This window comes from Ruegeria sp. HKCCA0370, from assembly GCF_013033705.1.
Lineage (GTDB): Bacteria > Pseudomonadota > Alphaproteobacteria > Rhodobacterales > Rhodobacteraceae > Ruegeria.
Genome location: NZ_WQEP01000015.1, coordinates 13,566 through 36,577, shown reverse-complemented (window position 1 = coordinate 36,577; position 23,012 = coordinate 13,566). Strand labels below are relative to the sequence as shown.

Annotated in this window: 22 protein-coding genes, 1 tRNA gene and 1 pseudogene; 14 read left to right on the top strand and 10 right to left on the bottom strand. The window is 55.4% G+C overall.

The genetic code is table 11. The features are described from left to right. Positions 1-42 precede the first annotated feature (42 nt). The 5 genes from ykgO to GOW31_RS20515 all read left to right on the top strand — a co-directional run bounded on the left by ykgO (position 43) and on the right by GOW31_RS20515 (position 3,846). Positions 43-168: a type B 50S ribosomal protein L36 gene (gene ykgO, locus GOW31_RS20535; protein ID WP_008755722.1), complete on the top strand. Its 126-nt coding sequence runs from the start codon at positions 43-45 to the stop codon at positions 166-168. A gap of 114 nt (positions 169-282) precedes the next feature. Next, positions 283-1,443 (top strand): sialidase family protein, encoded by a 1,161-nt coding sequence (locus GOW31_RS20530; protein ID WP_171172617.1) that lies wholly within the window; start codon positions 283-285, stop codon positions 1,441-1,443. 195 nt (positions 1,444-1,638) lie between these two features. Then, positions 1,639-2,655, top strand: a complete 1,017-nt coding sequence (locus GOW31_RS20525; protein ID WP_171172616.1) for a Fe(3+) ABC transporter substrate-binding protein — start codon at positions 1,639-1,641, stop codon at positions 2,653-2,655. Between the two features lie 118 nt (positions 2,656-2,773). Continuing rightward, positions 2,774-3,328: a helix-turn-helix domain-containing protein gene (locus GOW31_RS20520; protein WP_171172615.1), complete on the top strand. Its 555-nt coding sequence runs from the start codon at positions 2,774-2,776 to the stop codon at positions 3,326-3,328. Further along, the gene (locus GOW31_RS20515; protein ID WP_171172614.1) at positions 3,325-3,846 is read left to right on the top strand and encodes a GNAT family N-acetyltransferase; all 522 of its coding nucleotides are present in this window, start codon (positions 3,325-3,327) and stop codon (positions 3,844-3,846) included. The genes GOW31_RS20520 and GOW31_RS20515 overlap by 4 nt, the downstream gene beginning before the upstream one ends. A 193-nt stretch (positions 3,847-4,039) precedes the next feature. On the opposite strand, the gene GOW31_RS20510 is transcribed toward GOW31_RS20515, so the two are convergent. From GOW31_RS20510 to GOW31_RS20500, 3 genes are all read right to left on the bottom strand, one after another. Continuing rightward, positions 4,040-6,832 carry a bifunctional aconitate hydratase 2/2-methylisocitrate dehydratase gene (locus GOW31_RS20510; RefSeq protein ID WP_171172613.1) on the bottom strand — a complete coding sequence of 931 codons (2,793 nt, stop codon included), beginning with the start codon at positions 6,830-6,832 and terminating at the stop codon, positions 4,040-4,042. Between the two features lie 182 nt (positions 6,833-7,014). Next, a complete protein-coding gene (locus GOW31_RS20505) occupies positions 7,015-8,352 on the bottom strand; it encodes a serine hydrolase (protein ID WP_171172612.1) in 1,338 nt (445 codons plus the stop codon). Positions 8,353-8,479: 127 nt separating this feature from the next. Beyond that, the gene (locus GOW31_RS20500) at positions 8,480-9,403 is read right to left on the bottom strand and encodes a LysR family transcriptional regulator (RefSeq protein ID WP_171172611.1); all 924 of its coding nucleotides are present in this window, start codon (positions 9,401-9,403) and stop codon (positions 8,480-8,482) included. A 122-nt stretch (positions 9,404-9,525) separates the two neighbouring features. On the opposite strand from GOW31_RS20500, the gene GOW31_RS20495 reads away from it, so the two are divergent. From GOW31_RS20495 to GOW31_RS20490, 3 genes and pseudogenes are all read left to right on the top strand, one after another. Further along, the gene (locus tag GOW31_RS20495) at positions 9,526-10,539 is read left to right on the top strand and encodes a D-cysteine desulfhydrase (RefSeq protein ID WP_171172610.1); all 1,014 of its coding nucleotides are present in this window, start codon (positions 9,526-9,528) and stop codon (positions 10,537-10,539) included. Positions 10,540-10,542: 3 nt separating this feature from the next. Beyond that, on the top strand, positions 10,543-10,755 hold the full coding sequence (locus GOW31_RS22330; protein ID WP_371813793.1) for a hypothetical protein: 213 nt from the start codon (positions 10,543-10,545) through the stop codon (positions 10,753-10,755). A 15-nt stretch (positions 10,756-10,770) separates the two neighbouring features. Further along, a pseudogene (locus GOW31_RS20490) lies at positions 10,771-11,250 on the top strand (aspartate/glutamate racemase family protein); the annotation flags it as partial. A gap of 53 nt (positions 11,251-11,303) precedes the next feature. Here the strand turns inward: GOW31_RS20490 and GOW31_RS20485 are convergent. Next, positions 11,304-12,188, bottom strand: a complete 885-nt coding sequence (locus tag GOW31_RS20485; protein ID WP_171172609.1) for a LysR family transcriptional regulator — start codon at positions 12,186-12,188, stop codon at positions 11,304-11,306. 268 nt (positions 12,189-12,456) lie between these two features. Here GOW31_RS20485 and GOW31_RS20480 point away from each other — a divergent pair, with 268 nt between their 5' ends. The 4 genes from GOW31_RS20480 to GOW31_RS20465 all read left to right on the top strand — a co-directional run bounded on the left by GOW31_RS20480 (position 12,457) and on the right by GOW31_RS20465 (position 16,799). Continuing rightward, a complete protein-coding gene (locus GOW31_RS20480) occupies positions 12,457-13,422 on the top strand; it encodes a glycine betaine ABC transporter substrate-binding protein (protein ID WP_171172608.1) in 966 nt (321 codons plus the stop codon). Between the two features lie 67 nt (positions 13,423-13,489). Further along, the gene (locus GOW31_RS20475; RefSeq protein WP_171172607.1) at positions 13,490-14,545 is read left to right on the top strand and encodes a glycine betaine/L-proline ABC transporter ATP-binding protein; all 1,056 of its coding nucleotides are present in this window, start codon (positions 13,490-13,492) and stop codon (positions 14,543-14,545) included. Beyond that, a complete protein-coding gene (locus GOW31_RS20470; RefSeq protein ID WP_171172606.1) occupies positions 14,542-16,083 on the top strand; it encodes a proline/glycine betaine ABC transporter permease in 1,542 nt (513 codons plus the stop codon). The genes GOW31_RS20475 and GOW31_RS20470 overlap by 4 nt, the downstream gene beginning before the upstream one ends. Beyond that, positions 16,080-16,799: an alpha/beta fold hydrolase gene (locus GOW31_RS20465; RefSeq protein ID WP_171172605.1), complete on the top strand. Its 720-nt coding sequence runs from the start codon at positions 16,080-16,082 to the stop codon at positions 16,797-16,799. Before GOW31_RS20470 ends, GOW31_RS20465 begins: the two co-directional genes overlap by 4 nt. A 268-nt stretch (positions 16,800-17,067) precedes the next feature. On the opposite strand, the gene GOW31_RS20460 is transcribed toward GOW31_RS20465, so the two are convergent. Further along, a complete protein-coding gene (locus tag GOW31_RS20460; protein ID WP_171120638.1) occupies positions 17,068-17,973 on the bottom strand; it encodes a hypothetical protein in 906 nt (301 codons plus the stop codon). Positions 17,974-18,119: 146 nt separating this feature from the next. Between GOW31_RS20460 and GOW31_RS20455 the strand changes: the two genes are divergently transcribed. Then, positions 18,120-18,195: transfer RNA gene (locus GOW31_RS20455), tRNA-Thr, on the top strand. A gap of 600 nt (positions 18,196-18,795) precedes the next feature. Here GOW31_RS20455 and GOW31_RS20450 read toward each other — a convergent pair. Then, the gene (locus GOW31_RS20450; RefSeq protein ID WP_171172604.1) at positions 18,796-19,038 is read right to left on the bottom strand and encodes a hypothetical protein; all 243 of its coding nucleotides are present in this window, start codon (positions 19,036-19,038) and stop codon (positions 18,796-18,798) included. Between the two features lie 180 nt (positions 19,039-19,218). After that, the gene (locus tag GOW31_RS20445; RefSeq protein ID WP_171172603.1) at positions 19,219-19,581 is read right to left on the bottom strand and encodes a hypothetical protein; all 363 of its coding nucleotides are present in this window, start codon (positions 19,579-19,581) and stop codon (positions 19,219-19,221) included. 154 nt (positions 19,582-19,735) lie between these two features. Here GOW31_RS20445 and GOW31_RS20440 point away from each other — a divergent pair, with 154 nt between their 5' ends. After that, positions 19,736-20,011 carry a helix-turn-helix transcriptional regulator gene (locus GOW31_RS20440; protein ID WP_171172602.1) on the top strand — a complete coding sequence of 92 codons (276 nt, stop codon included), beginning with the start codon at positions 19,736-19,738 and terminating at the stop codon, positions 20,009-20,011. A gap of 273 nt (positions 20,012-20,284) precedes the next feature. Here GOW31_RS20440 and GOW31_RS20435 read toward each other — a convergent pair whose 3' ends face one another. The 3 genes from GOW31_RS20435 to GOW31_RS20425 form a co-directional block, all read right to left on the bottom strand. Continuing rightward, positions 20,285-20,575: a helix-turn-helix domain-containing protein gene (locus GOW31_RS20435; protein WP_171172601.1), complete on the bottom strand. Its 291-nt coding sequence runs from the start codon at positions 20,573-20,575 to the stop codon at positions 20,285-20,287. A gap of 32 nt (positions 20,576-20,607) precedes the next feature. Further along, positions 20,608-21,537 carry an esterase-like activity of phytase family protein gene (locus tag GOW31_RS20430; protein ID WP_171172600.1) on the bottom strand — a complete coding sequence of 310 codons (930 nt, stop codon included), beginning with the start codon at positions 21,535-21,537 and terminating at the stop codon, positions 20,608-20,610. A gap of 1,250 nt (positions 21,538-22,787) precedes the next feature. Then, positions 22,788-23,009 carry an HGGxSTG domain-containing protein gene (locus GOW31_RS20425; RefSeq protein WP_171172599.1) on the bottom strand — a complete coding sequence of 74 codons (222 nt, stop codon included), beginning with the start codon at positions 23,007-23,009 and terminating at the stop codon, positions 22,788-22,790. Between the last annotated feature and the right edge of the window lie 3 nt (positions 23,010-23,012).

Genomic DNA, 23,012 nt, shown 5'->3' with positions numbered 1-23,012 from the left:
GGCCACGTCCTTGATGAAGGCGCCGCAGATTGGAGACAGACCATGAAGGTCAAGAACTCGCTCCGCTCGCTCAAGAATCGGCACCGCGACTGCCGTATTGTGCGTCGCAAAGGCCGCGTCTACGTTATCAACAAGACGCAGCGCAAGTTCAAAGCTCGTCAGGGCTGAGAACAGCGAAACACCGTTTTAGAAAACCGCGCTCTTGAGCGCGGTTTTTTTTGTTTTCTGCACCTGTGCGCCCGACGTGCTACCCTTGCTTCGATATTGCGGAGTGTAAAACCCATGCGCGAACACGGCATCGACGTACTGGTGGGGACGACCAAGGGAACGTTCATTGTCTCTGGCGATCAGAACAGGTCAGGCTGGAAAGTGACGGGCCCGCATTGCGAAGGATGGCCGATCAACCACGTCATCGGCGACAAGGAAACGGGCACGCTTTGGGCCGGGGGCGGTGGTGACTGGCATGGCGCCGGTGTCTGGTGTTCCGAAGACGGCGGTGTGACTTGGCAGGTCGCAAAACTCACCAAGGGCCAAATGGACGAGTGGGCCGCCAACGATCAGGATTTTGCCCAGATGATCGGCTGGACCGGAGAACCCGCACCATTCGCCGATGAGTTTTCGCAGGTCTGGTCTTTGCGTTATCAACATGGAACGTTGTACGCTGGCACAAAACCGGCCCGCCTGCTTGCCAGCCACGATAATGGTCGGACATGGGACACGCTTGAGGGCCTGACAAACCACCCCTCAGCACCCGATTGGAATCCCGGCGGTGCGGGGCTGGTCCTGCATACAATCGTGACTGACCCAAATGATTCGAAAAAGCTCTGGGTCGGCATTTCCGCTGCGGGTGTGTTTGCAACCGAGGATGGCGGCGCAAGCTGGGAGCGGCGCAACAGATTGTCCAACGCCGAATCTTGCACGCATCATGATCATCCCGCTGCCCCCAGGGATGGTGAAACGGGTCATTGCGTCCACAACATGGTTCAAGCTCCGGGAACCGCGGATTTGCTGTACCAGCAAAACCATCACGGTGTTTGGCGCTCGGCCGACGGAGGGCGCAGTTGGGATGACATCACCAAAGGCCTGCCATCCACCTTTGGATTTCCGATTCATGTGCACCCACGTGATCCGGACACGATCTGGACATTACCTTTGAACGGAGACAGCATCGGGCGCTATCCACCGGATGCCGCCGCGGCAGTTTGGAAATCCACAAATGGAGGCGCAACATGGCAAGACCAGCGGCGTGGGTTGCCGCAAGAAAGCTGTTTTTTCACTGTTCTGCGACAGGCCATGGCCGGAGACCACCGAGACCCCGCCGGTATCTATTTCGGGACCAACAGCGGCTCGGTTTTTGCCAGTGTTGATGAAGGGGACACATGGACGGAAGTCGCGCGCCATTTGCCCACGATCCTTGCAGTTGAGGTACTTGATCGTGAGTGATCCAGACACTGCCGTGTGACGCGGATCTTTCCGTTCAACACAAGTCGCGCCCGCCCGGAAAAGCCTCGCAAGGGCGCCTGCGCTCATTTGACCAAGTAAATCTGTCGGATTTTCTTGCATCTCGCTGAGAATCGTATAATTGAGCAAATCAGTCGGGATATCGACCGACGCGAAATTCAATTGTTGGGGCAAACTATGCTGAAATCCACAACCTGCCTGGCTGCCGCTCTGTCGGCATTGATCGCAACATCAGCCGCGGCTGAAGGCGAGCTGAACCTTTATTCCTCGCGCCACTATGACACTGACGAACGTCTTTACACGGACTTCGAAGAAGCGACCGGCATCAAGATCAACCGGATCGAAGGCAAGGCGGATGAATTGATTGCGCGCATGGAAGCCGAAGGCGCGAACTCTCCGGCAGATGTCATGCTGACGGTCGACACGTCTCGCCTGGCGCGCGCCAAAGATGCGGGCATTCTGCAAGCAATCGACAGCGAAACCCTGGAGGAGCGCATCCCCGCCAACCTTCAGGACGAAGACAACCAGTGGTTCGGCTTCTCGCAGCGCGGTCGGATCATCTTTTTCAACAAAGAAAACGTTGCCAATCCGCCGGCCACTTACGCGGACTTGGCCAAGCCGGAATACAAGGGCCTGATCTGCATCCGGTCCTCGACCAACACCTACAACCAGACCCTGCTCGCCTCGATCATCACACATGAAGGCGCCGAAGCTGCAAAATCCTGGGCCGAAGGCGTTGTCGCCAACATGGCCCGAGACCCGCAGGGAGGTGACACCGACCAGCTGCGTGGCATCGTTTCGGGTGAATGCGACATCGCTGTATCGAACACCTACTACTATGCTCGGGCTATCCGCAAAGACGTCAAAGGCCTGTCCTCTGATCTCGACAAGATCGGCTGGGTCTTCCCCAATCAGGACAGCTATGGTGCGCATATGAACCTGTCGGGCGGTGGCGTCGCGGCACACGCACCGAACAAGGAAAACGCAATCCTGTTCCTCGAGTATCTGGCAAGCGATCAGGCGCAGAAGTACTTCTCGGCGGGCAATGACGAATTCCCGGCAGTACAGAGTGTTGAACTAGCGGAATCGGTAAAGGCACTGGGTGAGTTCAAAGCTGACGACGTGAACCTGTCGGAAGTCGCAAAAAACATCCCGGAAGCACAGAAAATCTTTAACGAAGTCGGCTGGAAGTAATCCACTGCCTCGTCAAAAGCTGGCAGAGGGCGCGGAGTTTCTGCGCCCTTTTTCATTTACATATACATAATTTTTATGTAATTTTCCCATAAATGAAAACTTCTCTCGTTTATGATCCATGCTCGACAACCTCTCAAGCCGCCTTGCCGTCCGTTTGAACGATCTCCGCCACGGGCGCGGGTGGTCCCTGGATCAACTGGCCACCCACAGCGGAATCAGCCGCGCCACGCTGTCCCGCATGGAGAAAGGAGAGGTCAGCCCCACCGCTGAGAGTCTTGGCCGCCTCTGTGCCGCTTATGATCTGCCGATGTCCCGGCTTTTGATGATGGTCGAAGACAGCTTTGACCCCAAAGTGGCGTTTGAACGCCAGACCGAATGGCGGGATCCCGAAACCGGCTTTACCCGCCGTGCAGTTTCACCGCCTGCAAACGGCTTGAACGCCGAGGTCGTGGAATGTCACCTGCCGCGCGATACGGTCATCACTTACGAGGCGCCGCCCAAATCCGGGCAGGAACACCATCTGATCCTGATCGACGGCGCACTGACACTGACAGTTGACGGAACCCCCCATGCGCTGAGCGCCGGAGATTGCCTGCGCTATCACCTGTCGGGCCCAACCCGGTTTGAAACCGGGGCATCTCGCGGTGCGCGTTATCTTTTGGTGCTGATATGATCTCGCGTCTGACCGATCTCGATTTCAGCGCGGCAGTGGATGATCTGGCGGGAATCCTCCACGCCTGTGTGCATGACGGGGCCAGCATCGGCTTTGTCCTTCCGTTTACCGAGGGTGACGCACGAAAATACTGGCTGCAAAACGTTCGACCTGGGCTGAAATCCGGTGCATTGGAGCTGTTTGTCCTCCACCACAAAGGGCGCATTCAGGGCACGGTTCAACTAATCCCCGCGACCATGCCCAATCAGCCGCACCGCGCCGATGTCGCAAAACTTCTGGTGCACCCGAACGCCAGACGGCGCGGTTTTGGCCGCGCGTTGATGGAAGCCCTCTTTCAACGAACGACAGAGTTGGAGCGCACGATGCTGGTTCTGGATACCCGCAGCACCGACCCTTCTCGATTGCTTTATCTGGACCTGGGGTTTCAGATCGCCGGGGAAATTCCGAACTATTGCCGGAATCCGTTCGAAACCAGACTGGAACCCACAACTTACATGTATAAAGAGCTGTCAGCCTGACCCCAAACAGCGACCGATGACCGTGGATCATGGATTTTTCCCCAGTGGCCCACGCGAAGTCGTGCGAAAGGTTCGGGGCATTCCCATGCCGCGTTTTTGCGCGGCGCGCGCTGCAACCAGGCCTGAACACAGCGGAACTCAATCGCCCGGCCACCTGAAGGGATGACCGAGCAATCAACTTAGTGCCTTGCGTTTAGAAATGCGCTGACTTCGTGCCTGCGGGCTTTTCCATCGGAGGCGCAAATTTGGTGAGGTCGATACCTTTCACGGCCGATTTGTATTCCTCGGCGGTCGGCATTCGGCCCAAAACAGCCGACAGCACCACTACCGGGGTCGATGCCAGCAGGGATTCGCCTTTTTTATCCGCCGCATCCTCAACAACACGACCCTGGAACAGGCGTGTGGACGTGGCCAGCACAGTGTCACCCTTTGCGGCTTTCTCTTGGTTGCCCATACAGAGGTTACATCCCGGACGCTCCAGATACAGGATGTTCTCGTATTCCGTCCGCGCTTTGCTCTTTGGGAACAGATCGTCGAATTCAAAGCCTGAATACTTCTGAAGAATGCTCCACTCGCCTTCTTCTTTCAGCTCATCAATGATGTTGTAGGTGGGCGCAGCAACGACCAGCGGGGCCTTGAATTCTACTGTGCCCTTCTCTTGCTCGATGTTTTTCAGCATTTGCGAGACGATGACCAGATCGCCTTTGTGCACCATGCACGATCCAACAAATCCCAGATCGACCTTCTTTTCCCCCTTGTAGTGGGAAACCGGCCGGATCGTATCATGGGTATACCGCTTTGAGACATCGGCGTTATTGACATCCGGGTCGGCGATCATGGGTTCGCTGATCTCATCCAGATCAACCACCAACTCGGCAAAATACTTGGCATTTTCATCCGGTTTCAAGGCAGGCTTTTCACCCGACTTGATTTCCGAGATCCGAGCGTTGGCCTTGTCGATCAGACCTTGAAGTGTCCGGGCCTCGTTGTCCATTCCCTTGTCGATCATGATCTGGATACGGCTTTTCGCGATTTCCAGAGATTCGATCAAAGTGTCATCCGCTGAGATGCAGATCGAGGCCTTGGCCTTCATCTCGGCCGTCCAGTCAGTAAAGGTGAATGCCTGATCCGCCAGCAATGTGCCGATGTGAACTTCGATGATCCGGCCCTGGAACACGTTGTCGCCGAATTTCTTCAGCATCTGCGCCTGGGTGGCGTGAACCACATCGCGGAAATCCATGTGATCCGCCATCTGGCCCTTGAACGTCACCTTGACCGATTCCGGGATCGGCATGGTAGCTTCGCCAGTGGCCAGCGCCAGTGCAACAGTACCCGAGTCAGCACCAAACGCGACGCCTTTGGACATACGTGTATGCGAGTCGCCACCGATGATGATCGCCCAGTCATCCACGGTGATGTCGTTCAGAACCTTGTGGATGACGTCTGTCATCGAGTGATAAACACCTTTGGGGTCACGCGCGGTGATCAGACCAAAGTTGTTCATGAATTTCATCAGTTTTGGGATATTTGCCTGCGCTTTGGAATCCCAAACCGAAGCAGTGTGACAGCCAGACTGATAGGCGCCGTCAACGGTGGGCGATATCACTGTCGCCGCCATGGCTTCCAGTTCCTGTGCCGTCATCAAGCCGGTGGTGTCCTGCGAACCGACGATGTTGACCTTCACCCGAACATCCGAGCCCGCATGCAGAACTTTACCTTCGGCCACGCCAACCGCATTCTTGTTGAATATCTTTTCAACCGCCGTCAGGCCCTGCCCTTCATGCGAGATCTCTTTGGACGGTGCGAAAGCAGATTTCAGCTCGATGCCGAGCGTCTCAGCCGCGAATGTCTGAAGCTTTTTGCCAAAGACAATGGCATAAGATCCTCCGGCCTTTATGAACTCGGTCTTTTGCGGCGTGAAGGATGAGGACAGATCGACCAGCTCTTTGTCGCCTGCGTCATTATACAGCTTTTTGTCCTTGGTGTTGATGGTCAGTACCGTTCCGGTCTCGACGGAATATTTCTGCTCGAGGATAGGATTGCCGTCATTGTTCAGGATCGGATTGCCGTCAGCATCCACTTTCTTGACCCAGTTCTTGAGATCGATGCCGATCCCGCCGGTGACGCCGACGGTGGTCAGAAAGATCGGTGAAATCCCGTTTGTACCGGCAACAACCGGCGCGATGTTCACGAAAGGAACATAGGGGCTGGCTTGCTTTCCGGTCCACAATGCAACGTTGTTGACACCGGACATGCGCGACGATCCAACGCCCATCGTCCCTTTTTCAGCAACCAGCATGACACGCTTGTCCGGGTGCTGTTTTTGCAAGTCCTGAATCTCGGCCTGTGCTTCGGGTGAGATCATGCACTTGCCGTGCAATTCACGGTCCGACCGCGAATGCGCCTGATTGCCGGGCGACAGAAGATCGGTCGAAATATCCCCTTCGGCCGCCACATAGGTCACAACCTTGATTTCTTCTTCGATGTCGGGAAGCCGGGTAAAGAACTCGGCCTTGGCATAGCTTTCCAGAATGTCCCTGGCAACGGCGTTCCCGGCCTCAAAGGCTATTTTCAGACGGTTGGTATCTGCGTCGTACAGGAACACCTGGGTTTTCAGAACTGCCGCCGCTTTCTGCGCAATCTCTGCGTCATCGCCCAGCGCCAGATCAAGCAGAACCTCTACCGATGGGCCGCCCTTCATATGCGACAGCAATTCAAACGCGAAATCCTGCGAGATTTCTTCGACCGTCGCTTCACCCAGGATGATCTCTTTCAGAAAGCGCGCCTTTTCACCTGCGGCGCTGGTTGTGCCCGGAAGCGTGTTGTAGATGAAGTAGTTCAGTGAATCGGCACGATGAGCGTGACCCGTATCTTTGATCTGCCCGATGATTTCCTGCAAAAGAGCACCGTCTTCGATGGGTTTGGGGTGCAGACCCTGTTCTTTGCGCGTCTCGATTTCGTTCAGGTATTCTGTGTAAAGGCTCATGACGGTTCCGACCATTTAGCTGATGCACCGGGCCATGTGAAAGCCCGGCACCTTGAATTTGTATGCGGCGGTATACCAAACTGTGCCGGCGTGCAAGATACCGATCTGCGACCCAGTGTCCTGCCCTACGGGCGATGCCCGCCGCAATGTCGGGCGGTGCGTCGATGGGAATGTTCGATCCCCTACCCCCCGAAAGCCGCAATAAGCGCTTTCGCCAAGGGCAAAGAAGAATAGCCCACCCGTGAAGGTGTAAGCCCCATCCGCACGACGACCATGTCACGCGACGGGAAAATTCCGATGGACTGACCGTCATGCCCTTGCAACCAAACCGCGTCTTCAAACGGTGGCAGGTCGCCCGGCGATTTCAACCAAAGATGACCTTTGGCATATTCCCCACCAGACGCCGCAACGGGTTCGAACATCCAGTCCACAAAACCTGTGGGCAAAATCTGTGCGCCGTCCCAAACCCCTTTTTGCAGCAGAAACTGGCCATACTTCGCCCAGTCTCGGGCCGTGGCGTACATATAGCTGGATCCGATGAATGTATCGGCGACATCTGTCTCGATGATCGCCGAAGCCATGCCAAGCGGTTCAAAAAGCGCATCCCGAGGATAGCTGAAACCGCCATCGGCCAGCTTGTCCTGCCACACCCGGGACAACACGGTGGACGTGCCGGAGGAATAGTTGAAGTCGGTTCCAATGCCGGCTTCCAGTGCACGGTCGGCAGCGAAAACGGCCATGTCATTGCTGAGATACAGCATCCTGGTCACGTCTGACACGTCTCCGTATTCTTCATTCCATTGCAGACCGCTTGTCATCGCCAGCATGTCCGCAACAGTAATGTCTCGCCTTGCGTCTTCTGCCCATTCGGGAAAGCTGTCGACAAGGGTGTCCGATACATTCATCTGACCCGCGTTGATCAACGTTCCGATCAGCCCGGCCGTGACCGTCTTGGTCATGGACCAGCCCAGCAACGGTGTGTCGGCGTCGAACCCTTCCGCATAGCGTTCGGCCACGATGCGCCCGCCTTGAACCACCACTACGGCGCGGTACCCTTCGCCAAGCAGCGTATCATCCGACAAGACGGCCTGAATTTTGGGATCTTGAGACTGCGCAACGTCGTTTCCTGTTGGCCAAAGACCTGCCGGCGCGGGCTTGGCGGCCTCAAGCCCTAGCGCACTCAGGGATGTAGCATGCACGTTGGTGCAGCCAAGCCCCTGCCGGAACTGCGATGTGGCGGGCGCGAAGAACCGAAAGAGTCGCGCATGAACAGTCTGCGCCTCTCGATCGACCTCAATCGAAACATGTTTGAGCAGCGGATGCCCCGGGGCCTGCACATCCACCGCAAGGACCTCTTCCGGATCACGTCCGGCAATGAAAACATTCGAACAGACAATCTTGGCCGAGTAATTCGTGCCTACTTTCAACAAATCGGGCGGGGCGATCAGCAGATAACCAAGCAGCCCCACGATGCCCAGAACCACGACACCTATACCCGTTTTCAATACCTTCCCGAACATCCGCTGACCTGCCCTGTTGCTGTCATTTCAGCACAGGTTAGATACATCCAGCTCGGTTTTGCCACTATTCCGTTGCGTATTCTTCCGACGCTGATCGGCAGACCCGGCACCTTTCTCGGTGAACGGCTCAGGTCGCCTCCTCGTTTTGATTCTGCGACAACCAAAAGCTTTGCGATTGCCCGGCAAGACGTTGCCAAATCTGTTCACTGAACTCTGGCTTCGCTTCGGCCAAACGGACCATTCTTATTGTCAGCGCCTGCGCAGGCAGGGCGTCTTCAACGCTTACAAGCTGTCCCTGAGCAAGCGGCGTGGCGACCAAAGAATAGGGCAACCAGGCAACGCCGATTTCCTTCACGGCATAATGCAGCATCGCCAGCGTCAGGGCCGTCTCGGCCTTGGCCACGAGTCTGGTTTCGTCGGGCAACCGCAGTGCAATCAACTGGGAAAACACTTGCCCAAGAAAAACATCAGGCGGGTAGACAATCGCAGGAATGGTCTTGCCATCCAATTCCCCGCGCATTGCCGGTGCGCATACCGGGATCAATGTGTCGGCACCAAGCGTCTTTGCCTCAAACGCACTTTCGAGGTTCTGCACAACGCCGCCCGATGCAGCGTACATGATCGCGAAATCAACTTCTTTCGAGATCAGTTGCAACAGGCATTCGTCCTGGTTCCCCGATCGCACCTGAACCGAGATATCGCTGTTTTCGGTCAACATCCGGACCACCTTCGGCGAGACGGTTGTCGTCAGCGCATGCTGGCACACGAGCGACAAAGACTGGCTGGCCTGATCGCTCTCTGTTTTCAAACTGTGACGCAGTTTGTGCAGACGCGCGCTCAGTTCGCGCAGTTCAGGTTCCAACGCCTGAACGCCCGGCATCAGGGATACGGGTTTGCGGCGACGATCAAACAGGGTCGCACCGATACTGCCTTCGATGAGCCGCACCCGACGGGTGAAGGCAGATTGGGTCAGCAGCCGTTTTTCCGCGGCGCGCGTCAGCGATCCGCTGTCCAGCACGGCCAATATGTCGTCGATCCATTCCAAACGCATGTGAACCAGATAGCCCAGACCTTACTAATATGCAATTTTTGCAACATACTTACTGAATTTCGAATTAGCAGAGCGGCAACACACAGCGTAAATTGACGAAAATCAATATTAGGAATTGTGACATGCATCTTGCGCGCTTTCCCCGCCTTCACCTCGCCCATCTTCCGACACCGCTTGAACCGATGAAGCGGCTTTCCAAAGAACTGGGGGTGGAAATCTGGATCAAGCGCGACGATTGCACCGGCATGTCAACCGGCGGCAACAAGACCCGCAAGCTGGAATTTCTGATGGCCGAAGCAGAAGCGCAGGGCGCCGACATGGTGATGACGCAAGGTGCCACCCAAACCAACCACGGTCGACAAACCGCAGCGTTTGCCGCCAAGCTGGGCCTTGATTGCCATGTTCTTCTGGAAGATCGCACCGGCTATCAAGATGGCAACTACAATACAAACGGCAATGTCCTGCTGGATCATTTGCACGGCGCGACCACCCAGAAGTTTCCCGGGGGTCACGATATGCCGGGCGAAATGGAAAAGGCGGCCGCGAAGAAACGGGCAGAAGGCCGCTCTGTCTATGTCATTCCCGGCGGCGGCTCGAACCCGACCGGGGCGCTGGGCTATGTAAACGCGGCCTTTGAACTGTTGGGTCAGGCCAATGACAGCGGATTGCGGATTGACCGGCTGGTACATGCAACCGGGTCGTCCGGTACGCAGGCAGGTTTGGTGACGGGAATGTGCGCCATGAATACGCAGGTGCCGGTGCTTGGCATCGGGACAAGGGCACCTCGGCCAAAGCAGGAACAGATGGTGTACGACCTCGCCTGTAAGACGGCCGAAAAGCTGGGGTGCGCGGGCGTGGTAAAGCGCGAAGATGTCGTGGCCAATACCGACTATGTCGGCGAAGGCTATGGCCTGCCCAATGAAAGCGGCATCGAAGCGATCCAGATGTTTGCCGAATTGGAAGGTATCCTTCTGGATCCCTGCTACTCGGCCAAGGGTGCGGCGGGCCTGATCGATCTGGCGCGCAAAGGCGAATTCAAAGACCAGCGGGTCGTTTTCCTTCATACGGGCGGCGCGGCGGCTTTGGCGGGGTATGACTTTGCCTTCGATCACAAAGACCGCTGGGTGAATATCTGAGCAATGACGCAGCACCCCATCGGCATTATTGGCGGCATGGGCCCCGAGGCAACGATCCTCCTCCAGCGCAAGCTGGTCGAGGCTGTGCCGGTGAGCGACGACCGGGACCACATTCCGCTTTTGATCGACATGAACACTCAGGTCCCGTCACGGATCGCGCATCTGATCGACGGGGCGGGTGAAGATCCGGGGCCGACACTGGCGGCGATGGCATGACGTCTTCAGGATGCCGGCGCCGTGGCGCTGGCAATGCCCTGCAACACGGCGCATCACTATGCCAAGGCGATCACCGAAGCCGTGACCGTTCCGCTGTTGAACATGGTTGAGCTGGCTGCGGATCACGCCGTCGGGACACTCGGGAAGGGTGGGCGCGTTGGTGTGCTCGCTTCTCCGGCGGTGCGCCGTATTTGTCTTTTCGAAACAGCCCTGCACGCGCGCGGGCTGTCGACCGTTTGGCCAACGGATGACGACGCGATGCTGGCGGCGATCCGCGCGATCAAAGTCAACGGTCAAAGCGACAAGGCGCGCGAAACGCTGCGAGCGTCCTCAAGGGCCTTGGTCAAGGCGGGGGCGGACTTGCAGTTTGTCGCTTGCTCTGAATTCTCCCTCATTGCCGACAGCGTCGCGGATGACGCCAATGCAGTGGATACGATCGATCTGCTGGTCCGCGCGATCGTCAATTTTTCTCAGACGGGCCGGCATACGAGGTAAAGGCGCATTTTCCGTTCAATGGCCGGTTGGTGCGCCAAAACGAATCCGTCCGGTCACAAACGCTGCCAAAGCTGGTGCGCGATCTGATCCAAACTGGCCGGATTGGAAAAGGCTGAAATCGTCAACGTTGCACACCATGCATCGTCACCGATCGGCACCAGCAACCCCTGATCCAGCTCCGCCGAGATCGACGTTTCGGGCATCCAGGCAAATCCGCTGCCGGTCATCAATCTTCGTTTGATCGTTTCGACCAGGCTATCGACATATATCGTTTCGGTATTCTGGGGTTTCCGGTCAACGGTGTTTTCAACGACCATGCCCAAGAAGGACGATCGGTCATAGGCCAGATAAGGGATCGGCGGGCCATCCTGCCGGGACAAATCCCAACCCAGTGTCCGCGCCGGCTGAGCGGCAGCCACCGGGATCAGACGGTCCTTCAACAGATCCTTTCGCTCGAACGCGGTTTCGTCGATCATGGGCGAGACAGTATGGTGATAGTAGCACAGCAGGATATCCACCGCGCCTTCGACCAAAAGATCACAACAGGTGCTCAGAGAATCGGACAGAACGCGTGTGCGCAAATCGGGGATCTGCTTTTGCAACTCTTCTATGCGGGTTGCCAAAAAATTAACCGCTATGGTGTGCAGAACCGAAAACCGGATGAACCGACTGTCGCCCCGGTCGGCGTCCCGCAGGGATTGGCGGGATTCAGACAGCTGTGAAATTGCCGCCTGGGCAACAGGCAGGAATTGTTTGCCGGCCTCGGTCAATTGAACCGGATAGGTTGCCCGATTGACCAAAGGCAACCCCACCCAGCTTTCCAAGGCTTTGATTCTGCGACTGAATGCGGATTGCGTGATGTTGCGTTCATCAGACGCACGGGTGAAGTTCAAGGTCCGAGCGAGGCATTCAAAATCGCGTAGCCAATTCAGATCCACTGCGTATCCCCGCTTGTGAAAGAGCATCTTCAGCAACGATACAGAAAACTATGCAGAAACAGAATAGTTTGATGAAATGTTCGAATTGGCTCTCGGAAAAGCTCCTGTTCTAGACTTCCGGGCAGGGTCTGGCGGTTGGTCTTGTTTCAGCCTTCCGTCCGAATGTGTCGCCAAAGGCAAGTTGGCGTGCCCCTATTGCGCGATAGGAAAATCGAACGACGGAAAAAACGACGCCGAACCACGGTGCATTTCAACAGAGGAGAAGACCATGAGAACCAATCTGAAAAAGCTGGGGATGGCTGCTGCGCTCAGCGTCTGCGCTGCGCCGGCATTCGCAGCCGAAGAAGTGAAAATCGGCGTGCCATCCTGGACCGGCGCCCAAGCGATTGCCCATGTGCTGGGCGCGGTCGTGGAAATGCGCATCGGGGGCAAAGTGGAATATGTGCCCGGCAACAACGCCACGATCTTTCAGGCGATGGATCAGGGTAAGGGCGATATCGACGTTCATCCCGACGTTTGGCTGCCCAACCAGGAAAGCTTCACCAAGAAGTATGTGGACGAAGCGGGCACCGTCACCCTGTCATCGAACCCCTACGAGGGCAATCAGGGTTTCTGCGTCAGCAAAGACTTTGGTGAGGCCAACAACATCACCGACATCGCCGATCTGGGCCGCCCGGATGTGGCCGCATTGATGGACAGTGACGGCAATGGCAAAGGTGAAATGTGGATTGGCGCGCCGGGTTGGGCTTCGGCCAACGTGAACGAAGTCAAAACCCGCGACTATGGTTTACTTGATTTCATTGAGCCGATACGTGCCGAGGAAAGCGTGAAAACCGCGCGGATCAAGGACAGCATCGCCAAGGGCGAAGGCTACGCCTTTTATTGCTACAAGCCGCATGCCGTCTGGTACATGTTCGACGTCCAGATGTTGACCGAGCCACAATTCGACCCGGCAAAATACGTGATGGTCCAACCGTCTGATGACCCGGACTGGTACAACAAATCCAATGTCGCGACCAAGGACGCCCTCAAGAACGTGCAGATTGCGTGGTCCAACACGCTGCCAGAGCGTTCTCCGGCGATTGCCGATTTCTTGGCGAATTTCGCATTGACGGCTGATGATGTCAGCGGGTTCGCCTATGAGATCAGCGGCAAGGGCCGTGATCCGGCAGAGGTTGCACGCGAGTGGGTCGAGGCGAACCCGGATCGTGTCGACGCTTGGCTGGGCCTCTGATCGAGCTTCCAGAAACAGGGTGGCGGCATCTGTTGGCGCCACCCAAAAGCAGACCTCTGGGGGACTTATGAGCGACGATACCATTATTGAAATCTCGAATGTCTGGAAGATTTTCGGGGGCAGGCCCGATGTGGCGCTGCAGGCAATCCGCGACCGTGGATTGGACAAGGCCCAGGTGCTGGCGGAATACAACTGTGTTGTCGGCGTCGCGGATGTCAGTCTTTCGGTCAACCGGGGCGAGATATTCTGCATCATGGGCCTGTCAGGCAGCGGGAAGTCCACTCTGGTCCGCCATTTCAACCGGCTGTTGGAGCCTACCGCGGGCAAGATCGAAATCGAGGGCACTGACGTGATGGCTCTGGGTCCGAAAGAGCTTCAGCAGTTTCGCAACAACAAGATCGGTATGGTTTTTCAGAACTTTGCGCTGATGCCGCATCGGTCTGTGCTGGACAATGTCGCAATGCCGCTGGAGATCCGGCAGGTCAGCAAGAATGAACGCATGCGTCAGGCCGCTGCTATTCTGGATATCGTCGAACTCGGAGCCTGGGGATCGAAATTCGCACACGAGCTGTCCGGGGGTATGCAGCAACGTGTGGGCCTTGCCCGGGCACTGGCAGCGAACCCGGATGTGTTGTTGATGGACGAACCGTTCTCGGCTTTGGACCCGTTGATCCGGCGGCAATTGCAGGATGAGTTCATTCGACTGAGCAAAATCCTGAAAAAGACGACGATCTTCATCACCCATGATTTGGATGAAGCCGTCCGCATCGGGAACCGGATCGCGATCATGCGCGACGGCAAGGTGGTGCAGATCGGAACGGCCGAAGACATCGTCATGAACCCCGCCGATGACTATGTCGCCGATTTCGTGGCGGGTATCTCAAGGCTCAAGGTGGTGCGTGCCCACGCGGTCATGCGGCCCATACCGGAACATGTCGCGACCCATGGTCCTCTGCCCTCGGACGCCCCGCGTGTGAATGAAGGCGAAAACCTGAGCACGCTGATCAATCTGGCAATCGACACCGACAGCGCGATCCTTGTGGAGGACGGCGGCGTGGATGTTGGCGTCATAACCCGTGCCGATCTGTTGCGCACCGTGATCGAAGGAACCGAAGTGTCATGAGTTCTTCAGATGTGAACCCGCTGGAAGATACCGAGAACGAGGCCGCTTTGGCATATGCCGAAGAGCGGCGCAAAAACATCCGTGCCTTCGTTCGCACCAGCCCCGACTATTACATCCGCAACTTCGACAAGATCGGCGCTTCGTCCCGATTTACGCCGACTTTCAATCTGATGGCCGGGTTGTTTGGCCCGGTCTGGTTCGGTGCACGGGGGTTGTGGTCATGGGCGCTGCCATTTTTGATCCTCGAAACAATAGCCTATGTGCAGATCGCGCGCGGGATGTTCGGCGACTTGGCGGCCGAGGCAATGGAACGCATCGCGTCAATTGAAGGGACGCTTGAGCTGCGCCGACAGCAGTTGGCCGCTGCCATCGAAAACAACTCGGACAAGATCGACGTCTATCAGCGGACGGTGGACTCGCTCGAGGAAAACATAGGCGGCATCCGCGCCGAAGCCGAAGCAATGGCCGCTGAAGGGCCTTACATCGTTCTGACCGGCCTGATCATTCTGATCATCGTCAAGCTTGTTCAGTCACAGGTGGCAAACTGGGCGCTCGAGGCGCGTTTCTCGGAATGGCTGTCAGATCGTTCAATCCGATCTGCAATGCCGGTATCGCAGATCGTGTTCAGCGCGATCTTCATGGCGCTGATCGTTGCTGCGGCGATGATGCATTACAGCTTTCCGGGGCGTTTCTCGTTGCTCAGCCATTTCCCGACAGACCCCAATATCCGCCTGACCAGCATCACCTGGGTGGAAGACTTCATCGCCTGGTGCGTGCGCAACAGCGAAGCGTTCTTTGACGGGCTGACATTCGGTATCCGTACCCTGCTGGACGCGCTTGAGGTCATCTTGGTGCAGACGCCATGGATCGTGATCGCCAGTCTCATCATTCTGCTGACATGGCTGACTGCGGGCGTCAGCACGGCAATCTATTCGGGCGCGTTTCTGGCCTATATGGGGCTGTTGGGCTTTTGGGAGGGCGCAATGACCACGCTGGCCTTGTTGGGGACAGCGGCGTGCCTGTCGATTGTCATCGGAATTCCACTGGGCATGTTCGCGGCGCGTCGCCCTCGGTTCTACGCTTTCATCCAGCCGATCATGGATTTCATGCAAACCATGCCCGCCTTTGTTTTCATGGTCCCCGTGATCGCGTTTTTTGGTGTCGGCAAGCCGGCGGCAGTCGTGGTCACGATGATTTTCGGTGGTACGCCAGTGGTGCGCCTGACCGTTCTCGGCTTGCGTGGCGTGCCCGAAAGCGTACGCGAGGCGGCGATCAGTTTCGGCGCCAACAAATGGTACCTGCTCACCAAAGTCGACTTGCCGCTGGCAAGCCCGTCGATCCGGGCGGGGATCAATCAGACAATCATGTTGTCACTGGCAATGGTTGTCGTTGCGTCTCTGATCGGTGCCAAAGGGCTGGGCGAGGATGTTCTTGAAGCGTTGCAGTACGCGAATGTGGGCCAGGGTATTCTTGCAGGGTTCTCAATCCTGTTCTGTGCCATGATCCTCGATCGGATTGTGCAGGGCGGCCGGAAATGACACCCATCGTGTTTGTTCACGGGTTCCTGGGCGGCAGTCGGCAATGGCAGCGGCAGGTCGAGGCCCTGAAAGGTTACGATGTCATCACGCTGGATCTGCCTGGTTTTGGCGAAAATGCGCAACGTGACGCGTTTTGCAGCATCTCGGGATTCGCGGACTGGGCGCTGAATGAGCTGAAGGCGCGCGACATCGAGACATTCCACCTGGTTGGTCACTCGATGGGTGGAATGGTCGCGCAGGAAATGGTTGCCCGTGCGCCCGAGCGTGTTGACCGTTTGGTTCTTTATGGCACCGGGTCCGTAGGTGTGCTGCCCGGGCGGTTTGAGACCATCGACACCTCGAAAACCCGTGCCTGTGCAGACGGGCCGAAAGTGACGGCGCGGCGGATTGCGGCAACCTGGTTTCTCGAACGCGAAAAAGCCTTGGAATATGAACTTTGCGCCACGATAGCCCAGAAAAGCAACCTGAAGGCCATGCTGTCAGGTTTGGATGCGATGCATTCATGGAGCGGCGCTGAAAATCTGCCGGCAATCAGGACGAAGACGCTGATTGTCTGGGGGGATCGTGATCGCACCTACCCATGGAGTCAGACGGAACAGCTGTGGCAATCCATCCCGAATGCAAACCTAGCGGTGATACCAAACTCTGCACATGCGACGCATCTGGAAAAAGCTGAACTGTTCAACGGGATATTGCGAGATTACTTAGTTGCCTGATGAATTGTGCCAAACAAATGAACCGGTCAGTTGAAGCCATTCTGCGGAAAACCGGATGATCAATTTGGTCGAACGCCATGGTCCGTCATACTAATCCGTTGATCGGCAGGGTTTCCGTGTCAACACGTCGCCGCAAGACCACCAGTTCGTGGCCTGATGTTCAGCAGGGCCCCAAATACCCATGCGTTCCTGCCATCACGCTGGATTCGCGAAAAAAGCTACCTTCGCACCATCTGTGCACCCAATCCAACGGCACTGCGCAAACCAATCAGATTTGCAGAACATGAACGTCCGGCATGGACCGGATCGTGGCCAGATCCTGCTCGTAAAGCTCTGTGAACGCTTCAACTATGTCGGAATTCCAGCCCGGTAAATCGAGCTCTTCTTCGATCTGCTCCGGCCGGGCGTATTCGTCCAGAATATTCGCCATCTCTTCACGTCGGCGGCCGTGATCGATGGCGTCCCCTTTTCTCACGATGTCCAATACATGACGTTGTCCGGCTTCTGTCAAAAGGGAGGACAGGAATGCAAACTCTTCATGAAGTACAGCCTCGTCCGGCAGTCCCGCTATGGCGCGGATGATATCGCCCCAGATAAGCGGGGAATTCTCGTGTTCCCACAAGGTGAGCTGAACCTGAGGCGCAAGATCCCGCAGGTCTTCGATCATGCCAAGCCAGCTGAGGCAGCTTAAATCGGTGCTGGCCAGTATGTCCCGCCGATGGTCTTCATGGATCGAGGCCAGAATCTTTGGAATAAAAACCCCGGGGTTCACCAGCCCTGCAAACACTTGAACCTGCACGCCGTCCAGAAGAGTGTCCGTATGGGCTGTTCTATTCCCCGCAAACGGATAGATCTGGCCGTCTTGCAGCGCGGTACGCCTGGGGCCAAAGAACTTGTCGCTCGACACAACCACGCGGTCCAGATTCTGGTTTCCGGCAACAAGCTCGGACAATCTGTTCCGTGCGTCTGCATCAGATACACCCTGCAGAATCGAGTCAGACATCACTTTGACGAATAGCCGGGACCGACGCGGCCCCAGAACCGCAGTTCGGTATTTGGCAAGTACGCTCCTGTTCGCGCCAAGCGAGGACATCACCAGCCCTTCATCCGAAAAGGCAACACCGGCGTGGATGGCAACCTGCATTTTTTCCTTTACCCCTTGGCTTTTCTGCATAGCCGCGTCTGTTACCACTCGCGAGATATTTGCAACGGATGAATTCAGCGTTTTTTTGCACGTTCTCAGGAAATCGGGCAATGTCTAAGTTTGGGCTAAAATTCAGGCTTGCAGTCTACTGCCAGAGGAAGTAATCGACAGCCAGTGCCCCTATAGCTCAGCTGGTAGAGCAACTGATTTGTAATCAGTAGGTCCGCGGTTCGAGTCCGTGTGGGGGCACCATTTTAAAATCAATAACTTACACTGATGTTGCACCACTTATCCCTAGCCGCTATTTTGTGCTGGGGGACAAATGGGGGACATATCGCATGAATTTCTGCATTTGGCGCGGGAATCGACACGTTTGCTAAGAACCGCCGCCCTGCGCCCTTTTTTCGTTATCAAGCGGCTGGTTATATCGGCACCAATTTGAAACTGTACGCAAAGGCGGGTTCTCGAGTGTCAAAAAGATACCCTGAAAATACCTTTTCCAAGCTCCGCGTTGCTGTGCAAGGAGTAACAAATTGTTAACGGAGAATGTTTGTGAAACAACTTATTTCACTCAGCCTGTCTGCCCTCGTCTTTTCATCTGCAATCGTATTTGCTCAAAACCAACCCAAAGAACCTGGCAATGTGCCAGTAGCCACAGAGTCTTTTTGGAATTTGGTGAGCAGTAAGCAAGACGCGAAGGTTTTCGACGCCGCGTGCTGCAAGGTGTGCCGAAAGGGCAAGGCTTGCGGGAATAGCTGCATTAATCGGAGCTACACCTGCCACAAGGGTGTGGGTTGCGCTTGTAACGGTTAAGCGGCTGTCCCTTTACTGTGCCTGGGGAATACATGCGAGTTAGAATCTGGGGTCTGGGTCGAAGTTGCAGACTTCCATCACCTGATCCTTTGTCGGGTTTCCATGCGGCGCGCCGCCCCAATCGTAGTAGTAGAGTTTTAGGCCGCAGCGCAAACCGTGATTAGCATAGTAGGCGTTTCTTAGGTTCTCGTGGCTGATTTCAGCATAGGCAAGAACTGCGACGCTGAATGCAATCACCAAGCCTATGGCGGCAAAATAAAACTTGAACAACGTATCAATCATTCGAAATCACCTTTCTTCCTGACGGCGGCAAATAAGTTGCAATTTCCCGCTTCAGACTCAACGAACGTTTTTGCTTTTCTATCAATAAGATACTGTTCGCTTCAAGGTTTCTCACGACAGGTATTGGGTGGGGCTGTTTTCTTGATATCAACTTTGTCCAGCAGTGCATTCTGCGCCCCTTTAGGTAAGGGATTTCAGGGTGGCCAAGACATTGCGCAGAACGTGATTATCAAGGTCGCCAGCAATGCCACCCGTTAGGTCCATGTTTGCTTCATCGCTCAGTGCAAACTCCAACTGTATGGCGGCACCTTCGGGAGTCGTTGCAGGCGTCGTGCAAATCAGCTTGTCCAGCTCTCGCAGACGCAACCAATCGGGGTGATCCGTCCCAAAGTCGGTGGTGCCGGGGGCGTAAAGGCGTTCGTGTGTTACGCTATATTCGGCGACCCAAGCGCGGTGCGGATCAAGCTGAGAAGTATGAGCGGTTGCGCCTGCGGCCAATGCTGCAATCGGCGCGGATTGAATAAGTGTGCGGCGGTCAATCATGTCAGATCCTTTCAGAGCCATTCGGGCTGGTGACCATAAACGGCGGAAACCCTTACTTGTTTGTCACTTCATACATGTTATATGTATGGTGCTACCTTATTAGTGTCAACAATATTCGTGTAGCTAATGACATTTTTTATGTAGGAATGGCAATATGGAGCTTACGCAGGAGCTTTGCAAAGCAGCCCGAGGGCTCAAACAGTGGTCGGTAAAAGAGTTGGCCGAAGCGGCTGGTCTGTCGGTAGATACGCTACGCAGTTTCGAGAGCGGACGAACAAAGCGTCTCAGTGTGGGAAACCAAAATGCTGCGGTGACCGCGTTTGAGGCTGCTGGTATTGAATTCATCCCCGAGAACGGCGGGGGCGCGGGTGTAAGGTTCGCTGAAAGAGGTAAGGGCGGACAGAGACATTCCAGTTCCCACCCCGCCTAATGCACGCGTAGGCAGCCGCCCACTACCTTGGCGTTTCAGTGTCCAAGCTTCGCGGCTTGGGCATACCTGTAAAGGTATCCGGGGCGAATAGGCTGTACGACATTTGCGACCTGGATACCTATGCGGATCGATTAGCATACATGAACCGTGACGGAGCGAAGAACGAGGCAGACGAAGCGTGGGGAGGTAGGAGAGGTTTGCCTTAACCTTGGTAGATTATCCTGAATGCCCGGAGTGGGGCCTTTGCCTTCGGGAGTGCCTCGTAAGTGAATGCTATGATTTTTTTCTGCCTTGTAGCTTGAGTTTTTCGACGGCTTTCTTGCATCTGTCCACTATGTCGCGCTGTTCGCTGAGGTCAGCATTTCGAGGCCATTTCTTGGAGCTTGTTTCGCCAATCGGGGGAATCTTGCACTTTTCAACCAGATCCCGAAGCTGGTCTTGGTCAATGCGCACAGCGCGGCCAATGCGAACTAAATACCCGTGTTCTTCTGCCGCGGTACGCAGAGAGGCCTTCGGAACGTTGAGAATCTCAGAGGCTTGTTCGATGGTCAGTAACTTCACCATTTTTCACTCCATCAACTCAATTTCTCCAAGAACTAGCGACGCTGTTCGTTCCAGCGGTATTCGACGATTTCGGTATCCAAGAACATGCGGAAATTGTCATCGGATACCATTGTCAATCTGATAGCATTTGAAGCGTCGGACCATACTGCAATGCCCTCTAAGTTGCCGTGGGTGCGTATCTTGGTCTGCAGCAGAGTATCGGTTTCGACAATTTTGTCTTCCACGAATGCGAAGCGCCTCACCCTATTTGAAAAACCAATCCCCCAAGCAAATCGTCGTTCCAGCAAATACAAATGACCATCAGGTCCAGTGTCAGCTCCCACCGGCACGTAGGAACCACTTTTCCGAATCTCGCCTGATACAGACCATTCGCCGTTCTCTAGGCGAAATACAGGAAAGGAATTTCCCGGCCATGTCTCTGGTATCGCAATGACCCGGCCCCGTGGGTCAAGTGAGAGCGCTTCTAGGCCCTGATTGTAGGGCAACGACCTGAACGCTTGGGTTTCGGTCTCGTAGTCGATATGGTTTGCCGTGTATTCTCCGGGGTTGAAGTACTCAACGTCGTGGTAGTTTTCAGTGCTGACCCAAAGCCTACCATTCTTTTCCAACGCGAGCGCCTCCAAGTCACTGTTTACTTCATCATGGTAATTCATTGATCCCGGAGTTCTGGGGCGAACAATCTCTATGTTTCGAATGCCGACGATTGAGTCACCTTGTCTTTGTACCTTAGCGAATACCAGAACCGGCCTGTCTGACACGGCAATCAACTTTGTTCCGTCTTCACTTATTTCCAAACCAGATAGGCCGCCAAATCTTTCTTCTCCTGGCCATCTCCAACTCAGCTCACTCAACAATTCCAATTGTGAAACAGCACCGTCATTTAAATGAGCAATATATGCTCTCAAGGAAGCTAGGCTGACCAAAGCAGAGCACACCAGAATAAGAAGCGAAGTACGTTTCAAAGGAGTTTTCCGAACAAATCACATTTCTCGCATGACAATGACGAAACGAACAATACCGTCGCAATAGATTCCTGCAATCGTTCGCGCCAGTAGTGATAACCACCGACTGAGCATACTCAGTTTAAGTCTGGACCTACCATCACGATACTAGAGGATGCGCTCAAATTTGAGTTTCCCCAATGGAAGGCCTCACGCCGGGTGCAATCGGTGGGCCGGGCCCGGTAAACGGGCGGTTTATTCGCTTCGCTGCATTGGTGCACTTTTTGGAACGTAGCGTCACTTTGGAAATCGCATCTGTTAAGAAGTTGACGCAAACGTCAGTTACGTAAAGGCTTTTTGACCATGCAGTCAAATAATGACGCAAAGCCCCTCTTTCTTCCCCCTTACGTCTCAAAGCGAAACTCTTACATCCGCCGTGTCGCTGCGGGTTGGCACTCACGGAAGGAGATCCTTGAGCCTGGACACCACTTTGGCTCGGATCGGGCCCGCAGCGACATGATTTGAGTGTCACACTGGGAGGGGAAGAACTTGGTGCTGAATGTCTTAACTGCCTTTCGGAAGATTCAAGCCAAAGAAAACCGTAGTGCTCATCTCAACGATAGTGATTGTGAGCTGTGCACGGACGAAGAAATGGGCGGCTCCAGACTGAGGAAAGAAACAATACGGAATCTGTTTCAAAAGGAGTTTGTAGAGATGGACAGAGACCTGCCCAAGCCTCCTTTGTAATTCGTCAATAGCAAAAGTCCTCTCTGGTGATGCAGCTTAGCTACAGGTCAAGTTCCAAGTGTTGTCGGGAAACACAGCGTAAAATGTCAGGCGCTTTACTTGAGCGGGTTTGTGCTCCCGACACAGCGGGTTTTTGCGTCTAAGTCCGCACCCGATTTGCGAGCGCCCTAATTTGCTCTACGTCGAGCCAAACTGGGAGCTGCAAACAAAATGAAACTCAGCGGATTGGAAATCTTTTGCATACTGCTTGCCAGCTCAGTAGCAGCGGCGGGGTTTGTAGGAGCGGCAAGCGTATTGATTTCGGTCATTTGAGTTACCTTTTTCCAGCGTTGCAGAAAGGAATTATCTATTTCGTTCTACTTTAGACGTAGCCTGAATTGACCTATTTTACGCTCACGCCGTTTCCGCGCAGCCATCTTGCGACAGCCTTCCTTGCAATACTTGGCGTCGATCCGTTTCCATTCCGGCATGAGCTCGCCGCAATAGGCGCGCGTAATGGTCGCGAAACTCTACTCCATCACTACTCAGGCGGTCGCGCACTCGACTTCCCGCGCGATAGCCAATAGGCGCTTGCGCTCAGCCCAAAGAGCCTTGGCACGCACTGATTGACGTTTGCGCCCCTCTGCTGTCTTTGCGCCCGTAGATAGCCCACCATGCAGGCGGCAGCGGGTCTTGCCGGGGACGGGCGTCTCCATGCATACACCGCCCTTGGTCTTGGCTCCGCAAATCTTGGTTTCGCTGGTCATGTT

Bases quoted from the DNA above. Each gene is read 5' to 3' on its own strand.
- ykgO (WP_008755722.1), top strand. From the start codon at position 43: ATGAAGGTCAAGAACTCGCTCCGCTCGCTCAAGAATCGGCACCGCGAC.
- GOW31_RS20530 (WP_171172617.1), top strand. From the start codon at position 283: ATGCGCGAACACGGCATCGACGTACTGGTGGGGACGACCAAGGGAACG.
- GOW31_RS20525 (WP_171172616.1), top strand. From the start codon at position 1,639: ATGCTGAAATCCACAACCTGCCTGGCTGCCGCTCTGTCGGCATTGATC.
- GOW31_RS20520 (WP_171172615.1), top strand. From the start codon at position 2,774: ATGCTCGACAACCTCTCAAGCCGCCTTGCCGTCCGTTTGAACGATCTC.
- GOW31_RS20515 (WP_171172614.1), top strand. From the start codon at position 3,325: ATGATCTCGCGTCTGACCGATCTCGATTTCAGCGCGGCAGTGGATGAT.
- GOW31_RS20510 (WP_171172613.1), bottom strand. From the start codon at position 6,832: ATGAGCCTTTACACAGAATACCTGAACGAAATCGAGACGCGCAAAGAA.
- GOW31_RS20505 (WP_171172612.1), bottom strand. From the start codon at position 8,352: ATGTTCGGGAAGGTATTGAAAACGGGTATAGGTGTCGTGGTTCTGGGC.
- GOW31_RS20500 (WP_171172611.1), bottom strand. From the start codon at position 9,403: ATGCGTTTGGAATGGATCGACGACATATTGGCCGTGCTGGACAGCGGA.
- GOW31_RS20495 (WP_171172610.1), top strand. From the start codon at position 9,526: ATGCATCTTGCGCGCTTTCCCCGCCTTCACCTCGCCCATCTTCCGACA.
- GOW31_RS22330 (WP_371813793.1), top strand. From the start codon at position 10,543: ATGACGCAGCACCCCATCGGCATTATTGGCGGCATGGGCCCCGAGGCA.
- GOW31_RS20480 (WP_171172608.1), top strand. From the start codon at position 12,457: ATGAGAACCAATCTGAAAAAGCTGGGGATGGCTGCTGCGCTCAGCGTC.
- GOW31_RS20475 (WP_171172607.1), top strand. From the start codon at position 13,490: ATGAGCGACGATACCATTATTGAAATCTCGAATGTCTGGAAGATTTTC.
- GOW31_RS20470 (WP_171172606.1), top strand. From the start codon at position 14,542: ATGAGTTCTTCAGATGTGAACCCGCTGGAAGATACCGAGAACGAGGCC.
- GOW31_RS20465 (WP_171172605.1), top strand. From the start codon at position 16,080: ATGACACCCATCGTGTTTGTTCACGGGTTCCTGGGCGGCAGTCGGCAA.
- GOW31_RS20460 (WP_171120638.1), bottom strand. From the start codon at position 17,973: ATGCAGAAAAGCCAAGGGGTAAAGGAAAAAATGCAGGTTGCCATCCAC.
- GOW31_RS20450 (WP_171172604.1), bottom strand. From the start codon at position 19,038: ATGATTGATACGTTGTTCAAGTTTTATTTTGCCGCCATAGGCTTGGTG.
- GOW31_RS20445 (WP_171172603.1), bottom strand. From the start codon at position 19,581: ATGATTGACCGCCGCACACTTATTCAATCCGCGCCGATTGCAGCATTG.
- GOW31_RS20440 (WP_171172602.1), top strand. From the start codon at position 19,736: ATGGAGCTTACGCAGGAGCTTTGCAAAGCAGCCCGAGGGCTCAAACAG.
- GOW31_RS20435 (WP_171172601.1), bottom strand. From the start codon at position 20,575: ATGGTGAAGTTACTGACCATCGAACAAGCCTCTGAGATTCTCAACGTT.
- GOW31_RS20425 (WP_171172599.1), bottom strand. From the start codon at position 23,009: ATGACCAGCGAAACCAAGATTTGCGGAGCCAAGACCAAGGGCGGTGTA.